Raw genomic sequence first — 13,114 nt, 5'->3', positions numbered from 1 at the left:
AAATAAATCAATTGTGCAATAAATAAAAAAATCTTTGTGTTTTCACAAAGATTTACCAAGGAGATTTATTTTTAGCAATATGTCAAATAACTTTAGTAGCATCAGCACAAGCTGTAACTATTGTATTAGGTTTACATGGATAATATGTACAATCACCAATTGCATAAATATTTTTAAGATTTGTTTTTTGATTAATATCAATTTTTATCTTATTACCTATTTTTTCCATTTTTTCCAATAAATCAATTTTTATTAAAGAAGGTGTTTGACCATATTGAACTATTAAAAAGTCATATAAAAGTTTTTCTTTTTGTTTTGTTTGGTTGTGTTCAATGGTAATGCAATTATTTTCAATTTCAACTGGAAGATAATCTTTATATTCTTTAACTTTGTTTTTAGATAACATTTCAACACTTAATGGTTTTGCTCTATATTCATTTCTTCTATGAACTATACTTACATCATTAGTGATTTTATCTTCAACAAAATAGTTTGCTCAATCAAGTGCTGAATCACCACCACCTAAAACAACAATTTTTTTATCTTTATAAATTGGGTTGTGAGTGTTAACAGTGTAATGAATGTTCTCTGCTACTATTGGTTGATTGTCAATTTCTAATTGGTTTAATTTAAACATACCAATTCCACTAGCAATAATTAAAAAATCACAAATGATATCAAAATTTTTGTCAGTAACAATTTTATATTGATCATTTTCTAAAGATAAAATATCTAACACTTCTATTGATTTGTAAACTTTAGTTTCTTTATATGAATTCATTTGTTCTTCTAATTCATCAACAATAGCTTTAGATCTATCTTTTATTTTTGTTGGAAAATCATATACATACTTACTTGGATAAAGTTGAGTAACTTGTCCTCCTAAAAAAGGATTTTTTTCAAGAAGAATATTATCGAACTTAAAAAAACTAGCGGTAGTTGCTGCAAACATACCAGCAACACCACCTCCAATAATACAAATTTTAGTTTTAATTATTTCTTTCATATTCACCACAATAAAATAAATTAACCAAAAATAATCACAAGGCAACCAATGATAATACCTAAAAAAATAAATGAAACAAATAGAAAAACAACTAAAAATGAATTGAATAATCTGTTTCTTGGATAAACTTTAATTAATTCAAATTCTTTGTTATATAAAATTGCTTTTTCTATATTATCATTTTTATTTATCTTACTATCAGTTTCTTTAATTTCTATATTTTGATCAATAACTTCTTTTTTCATATCTTTATAATTCTACAATAAAAAAACAAGATAACTAAACATTATCTTGTTTGTACTAGCTTTCAATATCTAATACTTTTCTGTTGTTATAATTACCACATGATTTACAAACTCTATGCGGTATTATTTTTTTCCCACATTTTTTACAAGAAGTTAAAGTAGCCTCTTCTAAATGATGATGACTTCTTCTCATTCCTTTTCTTGAATGTGTTACTCTTCTTTGTTGTACTGCCATAAATTGGTTCCTTTGTGATAATTATTATCATTATAAACTAAAAATACCCAATTAGATGGGTATTTTTAGAGCAGCATCTTCCTATTCTTGCTTTCACTACCTTCGGCTTCACAGTGCTTAACTTCTGTGTTCGGAATGGGAACAGGTGTTTCCACTGCAATATTAACACTGCATCTTTGATAGTTCTCTGAGAACTGAATATTATGTAAATTAACAATCTAGTAATAACGTCATTTTCTTTAAATACAAATAAGTTTTCGAATTATTAGTATTAGTCAGCTGAACATGTCACCATGCTTACACTTCTAACCTATCAACGTCGTAGTCTTCAACGATTCTAATAGAAGATTAATCTTGAAGTCAGCTTCACGCTTAGATGCTTTCAGCGTTTATCTGTTCGATACGTAGCTACCCAGCTGTGCCACTGGCGTGACAACTGGAACACTAGAGGTATCTCCACTCCGGTCCTCTCGTACTAAGAGCAGCTCTTCTCAATCTTCTTACGGGCACGACAGATAAAAACCAACCTGTCTCACGACGGTTTGAACCCAACTCACGTATCTCTTTAATCGGCGAACAGCCGAACCCTTGGAACCTGCTTCAGCTCCAGGATGAGATGAGTCGACATCGAGGTGCCAAACACTGCCGTCGATATGAACTCTTGGGCAGTATCAGCCTGTTATCCCCAGAGTAGCTTTTATCTGTTGAGCGATGGCCGTTCCATACCGAACCACCGGATCACTATGACCTAGTTTCCTACCTGTTCGACCTATCAGTCTCACAGTCAAGCACACTTATACCATTACGCTCTGCACATGATTTCCAACCATGTTGAGTGTACCATTGCGCGCCTCCGTTACCTTTTGGGAGGCGACCGCCCCAGTCAAACTGCCCACCTAACACTGTCCTTCAACCGGATTCACGGGAGTAAGTTAGAGAAACCTTAATACAATGGTGGTATTCCACTGGCGACTCCATAGATCCTAGCGAATCTACTTCAAAATCTCCCACCTATTCTCTAAATGAATTAAAGCGTCCCAATATTAAGCTACAGTAAAGCTTCATGGGGTCTTTTTGTCCAATCGCGCCTAGAGGGCGTCTTCACCCTCGCCGGAATTTCACCGAGTCTATTGTCGAGACAGTCAAGAGATGATTACACCATTCAAGCGGGACGGAATTTACCCGACAAGGCATTTCGCTACCTTAGGACCGTTATAGTTACGGCCGCCGTTCACCAGGGCTTCGGTCAAATGCTTCAGATTGCTCCTAACATCCTTCCTTAACCTTCCGGCACTGGGCAGGTGTCACCCCATATACATCATCTTACGATTTAGCATAGAGCTGTGTTTTTGTTAAACAGTTCCCCCTCGCTCTTCACTGCGGCTCAAATTAATGAGCATCCCTTCTCGCGAACTTACGGGATTAATTTGCAGAGTTCCTTAACAATAGTTAACTCGCTAGCCTTAGGATACTCTCCTTGACCACGTGTGTTCGTTCTCGGTACGGTCGATACAATGATAAACTAGAAGCTTTTCTTGGAAGCATGATATATGCAGCTTCGCTACTACCTTGCGGGTTCACTCGTATTCGTGCCTCACCATTATAGCAAGCGGATTTGCCAACTTGCAAGACTTGACACTTAACCCGGAATCCGATAACCGGGCTGCAATAACCTTCTCCGTCACTCCATCATTCATGTATCGGTACAGGAATATTAACCTGTTTGCCATCGACTACGCCTTTCGGCCTCGCCTTAGGACCGACTAACCCAGGATGGACGAACCTAGTCCTGGAAACCTTGGTCAATACGGCTTGGAAGATTCTCACTTCCATACGTTACTCATGCCGGCATTCTTACTTCTATAAAGTCCAGTAGTTCTCACGATCTACCTTCATCCCATATAGAACACTCGCCTACCGCTACAATGTAGCCCGTAGCTTCGGTATTATGCTTAGCCCCGTTGAATCTTTGGCGCAAAGACACTCGACAAGTGAGCTGTTACGCACTCTTTAAACGATGGCTGCTTCTAAGCCAACATCCTTGCTGTTTAAGTATCTTAACATCCTTTTCCACTTAGCATAATTTGGGGACCTTAGCTAACGATCTGGGCTTTTTCCCTCGCGACTATGAAGCTTATCCCCCACAGTCTGACTGCTGGATTAAATTGCATGACATTCAGAGTTTAATTGTATTCAGTACATCGAGGTGACGCCATCATACATTCAGTGCTTTACCTTCATACAATCATGATCCAACGCTAATCCTAAAATTATTTCGGCGAGAACCAGCTATCACGGAATTCGATTGGAATTTCACCCCTAGCCACAGGTCATCCGCGGTCGTTTCAACGAACGTCGGTTCGGTCCTCCATTTGGTGTTACCCAAACTTCAACCTGCCCATGGCTAGATCATCCCGTTTCGGGTCTATTGCTACATACTAAACGCCCTATTAAGACTCGGTTTCCCTTCGGCTCCGCCTCTACAACTTAACCTTGCATGCAACAATAACTCGCCGGCTCATACTTCAAAACGCACGCCATCACACATTAATGTGCTCTGACACGTCGTAGGCATATGGTTTCAGATTCTATTTCACTCCCATCCCTGGGTTCTTTTCACCTTTCCCTCACGGTACTATGCGCTATCGGTGACTGGTTAGTATTTAGGCTTACCCAATGGTCTGGGCAGATTCCGACAGGATTCCACGTGTCCCGCCGTACTCAGGATACTACTAGGTATAAAAAAGATTTCGCATACGGGATTGTCACCCTCTATGATTTGGCTTCCCAACCAATTCTGCTATCCTTTCTAAGTCCACATTGTAGTCCTACAACCCCGGAAATTAATCCGGTTTGGCCTGTTCCGCTTTCGCTCGCCACTACTTACGGAATCACATTCGTTTTCTTTTCCTCTAGTTACTGAGATGTTTCACTTCACTAGGTATAGCTTCATTAACCTATTTATTCAGTTAATGATAAATAATATCACTATTATTTAGGTTCCCCCATTCGGACATCTACGGATAAACGCCTCTTATCAGCTACCCGTAGCTTATCGCAGATTAGCACGTCCTTCATCGCCTTCCAGTCCCAAGGCATCCACCATAAGCCCTTAGTAACTTATTATGTATCCTTATTATATTTTTCAATATGATTAGACTAAAAAGATTGTTATAATATTCAGTTTTCAAAGAACTATCATGAGAGAATATATCTCTCAAAACTAAATAGAATCCGACCTGTTATTACAATTAAAATTCATTTGGGTTTTAAGTAATAACTGGATTTTTATATAAAGTACACTAATTTAAATAGTGTTAATTAAAAATTTAATTAACTCCGTTAGAAAGGAGGTGATCCACCCCCACATTCCCGTAGGGGTACCTTGTTACGACTTAACTCCAATCACCAGTCCTACCCTAGACGCAAGACTCACGAGGTTATCTTAACGGTTTTAGGTATTACCAGCTCTCATAGTTTGACGGGCGGTGTGTACAAGACCCGAGAACGTATTCACCGCGACATGGCTGATTCGCGATTACTAGTGATTCCAACTTCATGAGGGCGAATTGCAGCCCTCAATCCGAACTGAGATCGGCTTTCTCTGATTGGCTTCCCATTACTGGTTTGCGACAGTTTGTACCGACCATTGTAGCACGTTTGCGGCCCTGGATATAAGGGGCATGATGATTTGACGTCATCCCCACCTTCCTCCAGCTTGCGCTGGCAGTCTCGCTAGATAAAGTAACTAACAATAAGGGTTGCGCTCGTTGCGGGACTTAACCCAACATCTCACGACACGAGCTGACGACAACCATGCACCACCTGTCACTCTGTTAACCTCCACTATATCTCTATAGCTTTGCAAAGGATGTCAAACCCAGGTAAGGTTTTACGTGTATTGTCGAATTAAGCAACATGCTCCACCACTTGTGCGGGTCCCCGTCAATTCCGTTTGAGTTTCATTCTTGCGAATGTACTACCCAGGCGGGTAATTTAATGTGTTAACTGCAACGCCGACATATTCCATGCCAACATTTAATTACCATCGTTTACGGTGTGGACTACTAGGGTATCTAATCCTATTTGCTCCCCACACTTTCGAGCATAAGCGTCAGTAATAGCCCAAGTTTTCGCCTTCGCCACTGGTGTTCTTCCATATATCTACGCATTCCACCGCTCCACATGGAGTTCCAAAACTCTCTACTACACTCTAGATTTGCAGTTTCCAATGCATACAACCGTTAAGCAGTTGTATTTCACACCAGACTTGCAGATCCGCCCGCGCTCTCTTTACGCCCAGTAAATCCGAATAACGCTTGCATCCTATGTATTACCGCGGCTGCTGGCACATAGTTAGCCGATACTTATTCAAAGGATACCGTCACACAGAAAGCATTTCCTCTTCCTGCCGTTCGTCTCCAATAAAAGGATTTTACAATCTATATAAGACCTTCATCATCCACGCGGGATTGCTCCATCAGGCTTTCGCCCATTGTGAAAAATTCCCTACTGCTGCCTTCCGTAGAAGTATGGGCCGTGTCTCAGTCCCATTGTGGCTGTTCTGCCTCTCAGCACAGCTATGCATCATTGACTTGGTGAGCCGTTACCTCACCAACTATCTAATACACCGCACCCCAATCTAAAAGCGTTGCAAACGCAACTTTAAACATTCTCTCATGCGATAACAATGTCCTATGCGGTATTAGCTAGATTTTCATCCAGTTATCCCCCACTAATAGGTATGTTGGATACGTGTTACTCACCCGTTCGCCACTGGGTGCAAGCACCCCGTTCGACTTGCATGTATTAGGCATCCCGCTAGCGTTAATCCTGAGCCAGGATCAAACTCTCAAAAATTGACGGATTCTATTTAGTTTTCAAAGAACATTCTGTCTGTGTCTTAAACACATTGTTTGCACTATTTTTATTAAACAAATTATTTATTGTTAAATAACACAAACAATATAATTATACATACTTTTTTAAAAATTCATAAACAAAATTATTTTTTGTTAATTTTATTTAGAATTGTTTCAAAGATTAACAAGAATTTATCAAAAATTCTTAGCATGTAATTATAGACAATTAATATAATATCATAATTCCTATTTTTTTACAACATTTTATTAAAAATAAAAAACAATAATTGGAAACCAACTATTGTTTTAATCAATTATTTCACCAACTAAAGAGTCAAAAAAGATTTTTTTAATTCTAACTTTTAGCATTTTATTTTCTAAATTATCACCTGATTCAACCATTACTCTACAATATTCATTGCTATATCCGCTTCACATTTTTTCATCTTCTTTTTTCTTTTCAAAAAGAACTTCACATGTTTTACCAATATATTTTTTTAAATTTTCTTTTTTATTCAAATAGTTTAATTTTGTTATTTCTTTAACTCTATCTTTTTTTGTTGAGTCATTAATATCTTTATAATGAGATGATCTTGTATTATTTCTTTTAGAGTATGGAAAAATATGCATATCATATAATTTTATTTTGTTTAAAAAATCAATAGATTTTTTTTGGTCTTCATCTGTTTCTGTTGGAAAACCAACAATATAATCAGTTGTGAAATTTGTTAATGGTGATTTATTTAAAATTTTTTGCATCAACTTGTAAAACTCATCAGTTGTGTATTTTCTGTTCATTTTTTTCAAAACATCATCACTACCAGATTGTAAACATATGTGTCAATGTTGGCAAAACCTTTTTTTATTTGATGTAACAAGATCTATTATTTCATCATTTATTTGAAATGGTTCTAAAGAAGATATTCTTACTCTAAAATCACCATCTAATTTATTTATATTGTTTAAAAGATCAAAAAAAGTGTTATTGTTTTCATCTAAATAACCTGCAGTGTTAACACCAGTTAAAACAATTTCTTTAAAATTTTTTGAAACTAATGTTTTAATCTTTTCTAGAATACTTTCCATTTTTTGTGATCTTTGTCTTCCTCTTGAAAAGGGAATAATACAATAAGAACACATAAAGTTACATCCATCTTGGATTTTTATAAAAGCCCTTGTATTTTCAAGGAAAATAAAATCTTGTGTTGTTTGTTCAAATTTTTTCTCAGCAAGTATGTTTTCAACCCGATAAATTCTTTCTCTTTTTTTAAGATATTCATTAATTAAATCAAAAACACTATTTTTATATTTATTACCAATTTGGATTGAAATTTTAAGTTTGTCCATTAAGTCTTTATTAACTTGAGACATACATCCTGCAACAATAATTATTGCGTCTTTATTTTGTACATGTGCTCTTTTTATATATAGTCTAGATTTGGCGTCTGCTTTATTTGTTACAGTACAAGTATTAATAATATAAACATCAGCTTTTGAATCAAAAGGAACCTCAACTAGCCCGTTCATAATCAAATCATTTTTAATGGAGTTAGATTCAAAAAGATTAACTTTACAACCTAATGTATGAATAGCGAATGTATTAATTTTTGTATCATTATTCACAATCTTTCTCCTATTTTTTAGTATGATCTATTGTTTTTTCAGTTTGCTCTTTAATTATTTTAGTAATTTGATCATCATTAAATTCTTGTCCTCTTCTTTTGATAGTAATGTCAACTTTTATCATAAATTTAGAAATAGTATTAAGAATAACAGCAACCATATTAATTAACATCGATATTGCAATTAAGACATACATGTAATAATTTTCTATTGCTCTTAAATTCAAAAAATAAGCACAGATTCCCATTATAATGACAACTACTTGATTAAATACTAAAACAGCTACAGCTACATATGTTAAATACATCCATTTCTTTTGAACATGCATTTTTATTAAAACAAAATATTTTCTTTTGAAAAATAAGTAAACAAACAAAAGAACATCACACAACACAGTTGAAATACCAATCGGAAGCATAAATAATGGACTCATTCAATTTGATTCACCAGAACCTGATGTAAGCTTAGAAAAATTTATCATAAGTATTGATGATACAATTATGCCAATAATAAATAAAATTCAAGCTAGAGTAAAAAAAATATTTTCAAATTTAGTTTCTTTCATACTTTAGCCTTTCTATTAATATTGATGCTGTATATATGGCTGCTGTTTCACTTCTTAAAATTGTTTTTGTTAAGGTTATTGGCAATGTCAAACTATTTAGTTGATTTAGTTCGTCAATAGTGAAACCACCTTCACAGCCAATTATAAAATTTATAATATCACCATTTTTAATCTTTAAATCATAATTATTAATGTTTTTTGATGTTTCTTTTTCAGAACATAAAAAAGTAGTAGAACCTTTTATTTTTTCTAGTAATTCATCAAATTTAATTTGGTTTTCAATTATTAAGGGATTTACTCTATTACTTTGTTTACATGATTCAACAACAATCCGATTAAGCCTTTTATAGTCTAAATATATGTTGTTTTGGCTTCTAGAAAAAACAACTGGTACTATTTTTGAAATATTTAATTCATTAAGCTTTTCAACAATTAATTCAAAATTATTTTTCTTTATTAAACCTATATATGCTGTAATAGGATATGGTTCAATTTCAATTTTTGTTTCCTGTTTGATAGTTACCCTTAATGGATTTATGCTTGATATTTGAGTAATTAAAAAACTACCATTGTTGTCATAACATTCAATGGTGTCATTAATTTTTTTTCTTAAAACTTTAGTAATATGGTATTCATCATTTTTATCAAAAATGATTTTATTATTTTTATTTATAACCCTAAATTTTTGCACTACAAAACCTTATCCAAAATATAATTTACAAATTTATATGAATTTTCTATTCCATATTTTTTAGCTGTAATTACTGCTTGATCTATAATTATTCCTTTGTTTACATTACATGATTTAAACTCAGAAATCGAAGCATAAATAATTGACTTATCAATAAAATCAACTCTATCAATTGTCCAATTTTTTAATATGTGTTTTTCTAGGGTTTGTTCTAAAAAACTTCTATTCTCAATAAAATATAAAGTTATAGTGTTGATGTATTCATCATTAATTGTATTTTTTAACTCAAGTTCAAACTTTTTAATAGTTTCTTCTTTTGAAAGATCTGAAATCAAAACTGAATAAACAAATTTAAAGACTGCAACTCTTTTTTCCCATTGAGATAAATTATTAGTTTTCATAAATAAAAGATATAGGCTTATTACTTATTTGAAATTTAGTATTTAATAAAAAAAGTAACTGATTGTACATGTTTAATTCTTCTTTTTTTGAAATTTCAGTACTTTTTGAAAAGTGAATGTTAATATACTTCAAAACATTTCTCTTTACTTCAAAATCAATGTTTTTAACATATTCACCTTTAACATAGCTTTTTAAAACATCTAGAAAAGAATTTTTTAATAAATTTTCTTCAACAAAGATTCCACCAAATTTATTAGAATTAACCTTTATCATAAACTATTTTTCCCTTCCTACATATGTTCCATCAGCTGTTTTAACAACTATTCTTTCCCCAGTTTTTATGAATTGAGGTACATCTAATTCATAATCAGTTTCCAAAGTTGCTTTTTTCATTGCAGTTTGAACAGTATTACCTTGAACAGCTTCTTCAGCATATTTAACACCTAAAGCAACTTGTTCTGGTAAATCAATGCTTAATATTTCATCATTAAACTTTAATACATTAACTTCACTTCCTTCTACAATGAAGTTTTTTTCTCATTCAAGTTTATTCATAGGAATTTCAATTTGTTCAAAAGTTTCACTATCTAAAAAAACAAAGTTAGATTTGTCCATATAAGAAAATGTAGCTTTTGATTTCATTACAGGTGCTTGTTCTAATTTTTCTCCTGTAAGCACTTCAATAGTTATAGATTGTGTTCTTAAGTTTTTAACTTTACATTTAACTATTCCTTCTCTCATAGCAGTTTTGTTAAATGAGTTTTCAATTACTAAATACAAATTATTTTTGAATAAAAATGTATGTCCTGGTCTTAGATCTTTTGCATGAATAATTTGAGCCATTATAAATTTCCCTCTAAATACAATACTATTTATAATTGTATAAATTTTATAATCAAAAATCAATTAAACAATAAAAAAAGACAAACCTATTTGGTTTGTCAAATAAATTATTTTTCAAGATCTGCTCTTGTTAGTTTTGGAGTAGAGTGGATTTTAATTTCATAGAAAACTTGTTGTTTTCTTTTCTTTTTAGGTGCTTCAAGAATTATTGCAGGTTCTGGTTCTTTTTTAGTTTCAACAACTGGTTTAGGTTCTTCAACAACTACTGGAGCTGGTTCAACAACATTAACTGGTTGAGGAATAATTACTTGTGGTTGTGGTTGAAACACATTTTCCTCTTGTTTTTGTTGTTCAGAAAGTTCTTGCATTTGTCTTCTATTGTTTTCAATTTCAGTTAAAAGTCTTATTCTTTCTAACTCAAGAGTTTCTTCTATTTTTCTTCTTTCTTCTTCAATTTTTCTAATTTCATCAGCATAATTAGCTTCTTTATACTGATTGTTAATTTTATATTTTTCTTGAATTAATTTTTCTAATTCAACTCTTGCTAATTCTTCTTCAATTTCAGATGATTTACCAGAATCTGTATATTTTAATTGTGATTCAATATCATGAATTTTCTTGTTAGTCATTTCTATGTCATCAATTGTTTTTTGTTGCATAGAACTTAGTTCTTGTAATTTTCTTAAAGTTGTTTTTATTGCATCATCAATTTCAGTTAAAACTTGGTTACCAACAGATTTTTTATTTTGATTAATTTCTTCATTAACTATTTTTAAAGCTTCTTTTTTAACTAAAACTTCAAGAGCTTCTCTTGACATACCATCAACAGATTGTTCTTGTGTTTTTTCATCTCTTAATCTTTTAATTTCTTGTTCTTGTTTTAAAATAACATTTTCAAGGTCAAGAATTTTTTGGCTATTTTCTTGTCATGCTGTTGTTTCCACTGGTTTAATTGTTTCAACTTCATTTACAGTAGAAATTCTTTCTGCATCTTCTCTAATAACTTTGTGTGAATCTTCAAAAGAAGAATCATCAAGGTCATTGCTAACTTTATAATTGTTGATTCTAGTTATTTTAGTACCTGGAATTGGAAAAGCCCCATTGTAATAATTGTGTTTCATATCCTCTTCACTCTCTTCTGAATAAATATTAAGCGATTCTATATCATTATTTATATTATCATTATTTTCTAAATTTAAATTAATATTTTCTGAACCATTATTTCTAGATATTTCATCAAATAAATCATTTTTAAGATTTATGTTTTCTTCAATTTGTTTTTTTAATTGATCTTCTAATTCTTTTATTCTAATATTTGTTTCTTCAAGCTGTTTAATTATTTCATTTTCACTATGTGAAATATTTTCGATTTCTCTAAGTTTATCTTCAACACTTTCGTCAGTTAAAACTCTATCTTTTTCTGATTCAAGTAAACTAATTTTATTTTTAATTAATTCAATAGCTTCTTTTCTTACAAGAATTTCAATTTCATCTTTGTTCAAAATATTACCTGTATTAACATGATAAGTTTTTGAACCACTATCACTACCATCATCAAGAACATCAATTTCTTTATAAATATTAGAGTTATCTATTGAATCAAAAGGTTTTGTATCTAATACTTTTTTAATGTCGACATCTTTTTCTTTAAATACTTGTTCTAAAGTAAGAATTAAATTTTGTCTATCTTCATCAAGTGATCTAATTTGTCTATTTTGTTGTTCTAATAATAGTTCAAGATCATCAAGTTTTTTGTTGTTATCAATTTGAATTTGGTAAACTTTTGAAACTTCAGAATCTTTTAATTGGTTTTCTTCAAAAAGTTTTTCAATAACTTTGTCTTTTCTATCATCTGAAAATAGATAGTAGTCATGAATATAATCTTCTACTTCTTTCTTAGCTATTTTTTGAGCTTCTTGTTTTATGAAAGATTCAAGGTCTTCAAATGTTTCAAACCTTACATCGTGATATTCATAATTTAATATATCAGATCTACCATTTAAATTAGCTTCTTCTATTTGACTAAATCTTTCATCTATTTGACTTTTCAATAATTCATTTTCTTCTTTTTGTCTTGCAAGCTCTTCTTCTAAAAGATAAATCATGTCTTGGCTTTTTTGAATTTCTTCTCTAGCTTTAATTTCAAATTGAGAAAGGTTTTCAACTTTTTCTAAAGCATCACTAATTGATTCGTCAAAATTTCTAATTGTTTCTTGTGTAACATTTTCAAATTTATCTTCAAGATTATAAAGTTCTTCATTATATTTTTCTTGAACAATTTTTGCTATTTTGTCTTCATCAATTACAGTTGCTGAATTCATATTTTCTTCAAGAAGTTTTGTAGCTTCTTCTCTAACAAGACTTCTTATTAATTCATCAGAAATAATTCCATTAGGATTTGTATCAGTTAATGAATTATTAAATTGTTTGAAAAAGTTATTTATTTGAGATGTTTGATTTCTAATTTTCGCATCGATTTCTAGAAGTTTTTCACCAGTTAGTAATATTACTTGTTGATTATAAGGCAACTTTTGAAATTCTGGATTAGATTTAAGTTCTTCAATTCTATCAGACTTATCAAAATCAAAAATCATATCAAGATTTTTATTATTGTTCATTTCCCACTCCCACTTTTTAAAGCA

General features: G+C 31.9%; 10 protein-coding genes and 3 rRNA genes. All 13 read right to left on the bottom strand.

The genetic code is table 4. The features are described from left to right. Positions 1–52: 52 nt before the first annotated feature. Positions 53–1,006, bottom strand: coding sequence for an NAD(P)/FAD-dependent oxidoreductase (locus tag EXC57_RS00640; protein ID WP_004025173.1), 954 nt, complete (start codon positions 1,004–1,006; stop codon positions 53–55). Positions 1,007–1,026: 20 nt separating this feature from the next. Beyond that, the gene (locus tag EXC57_RS00635) at positions 1,027–1,251 is read right to left on the bottom strand and encodes a hypothetical protein (protein WP_004025174.1); all 225 of its coding nucleotides are present in this window, start codon (positions 1,249–1,251) and stop codon (positions 1,027–1,029) included. Between the two features lie 55 nt (positions 1,252–1,306). Beyond that, positions 1,307–1,486 (bottom strand): 50S ribosomal protein L32, encoded by a 180-nt coding sequence (gene rpmF / locus EXC57_RS00630; protein ID WP_004025175.1) that lies wholly within the window; start codon positions 1,484–1,486, stop codon positions 1,307–1,309. A gap of 68 nt (positions 1,487–1,554) precedes the next feature. Further along, positions 1,555–1,659, bottom strand: a 5S ribosomal RNA gene (gene rrf / locus EXC57_RS00625). Between the two features lie 72 nt (positions 1,660–1,731). Next, a 23S ribosomal RNA gene (locus tag EXC57_RS00620) occupies positions 1,732–4,612 on the bottom strand. A gap of 220 nt (positions 4,613–4,832) precedes the next feature. After that, positions 4,833–6,346: ribosomal RNA gene (locus tag EXC57_RS00615) — 16S ribosomal RNA — on the bottom strand. The 16S, 23S and 5S rRNA genes sit together here, the layout of an rRNA operon. A 308-nt stretch (positions 6,347–6,654) precedes the next feature. Further along, positions 6,655–7,971 carry a tRNA (N(6)-L-threonylcarbamoyladenosine(37)-C(2))-methylthiotransferase MtaB gene (mtaB, locus tag EXC57_RS00610; protein ID WP_051790351.1) on the bottom strand — a complete coding sequence of 439 codons (1,317 nt, stop codon included), beginning with the start codon at positions 7,969–7,971 and terminating at the stop codon, positions 6,655–6,657. 10 nt (positions 7,972–7,981) lie between these two features. Then, positions 7,982–8,536, bottom strand: a complete 555-nt coding sequence (locus tag EXC57_RS00605) for a hypothetical protein (RefSeq protein WP_004025178.1) — start codon at positions 8,534–8,536, stop codon at positions 7,982–7,984. Continuing rightward, positions 8,523–9,227 carry an RsmE family RNA methyltransferase gene (locus tag EXC57_RS00600; RefSeq protein ID WP_129692511.1) on the bottom strand — a complete coding sequence of 235 codons (705 nt, stop codon included), beginning with the start codon at positions 9,225–9,227 and terminating at the stop codon, positions 8,523–8,525. The genes EXC57_RS00605 and EXC57_RS00600 overlap by 14 nt, the downstream gene beginning before the upstream one ends. Continuing rightward, complete coding sequence (locus tag EXC57_RS00595) at positions 9,227–9,628, bottom strand: transcription antitermination protein NusB (RefSeq protein WP_004025180.1); 402 nt, start codon at positions 9,626–9,628, stop codon at positions 9,227–9,229. Before EXC57_RS00595 ends, EXC57_RS00600 begins: the two co-directional genes overlap by 1 nt. Then, positions 9,618–9,902 carry a hypothetical protein gene (locus EXC57_RS00590; RefSeq protein WP_004025181.1) on the bottom strand — a complete coding sequence of 95 codons (285 nt, stop codon included), beginning with the start codon at positions 9,900–9,902 and terminating at the stop codon, positions 9,618–9,620. Before EXC57_RS00590 ends, EXC57_RS00595 begins: the two co-directional genes overlap by 11 nt. 3 nt (positions 9,903–9,905) lie before the next feature. Then, positions 9,906–10,472, bottom strand: a complete 567-nt coding sequence (gene efp / locus EXC57_RS00585) for an elongation factor P (protein ID WP_004025182.1) — start codon at positions 10,470–10,472, stop codon at positions 9,906–9,908. Between the two features lie 107 nt (positions 10,473–10,579). Beyond that, positions 10,580–13,090, bottom strand: coding sequence for a hypothetical protein (locus EXC57_RS05135; protein ID WP_004025183.1), 2,511 nt, complete (start codon positions 13,088–13,090; stop codon positions 10,580–10,582). Between the last annotated feature and the right edge of the window lie 24 nt (positions 13,091–13,114).

The organism is Malacoplasma iowae, assembly GCF_900660615.1.
Taxonomy (GTDB): Bacteria; Bacillota_I; Bacilli_A; order Mycoplasmatales; family Mycoplasmoidaceae; genus Malacoplasma; species Malacoplasma iowae.
The sequence above is the reverse complement of the archived record's forward strand: the minus strand, read 5'-3'. Positions and strand labels throughout refer to the sequence as shown.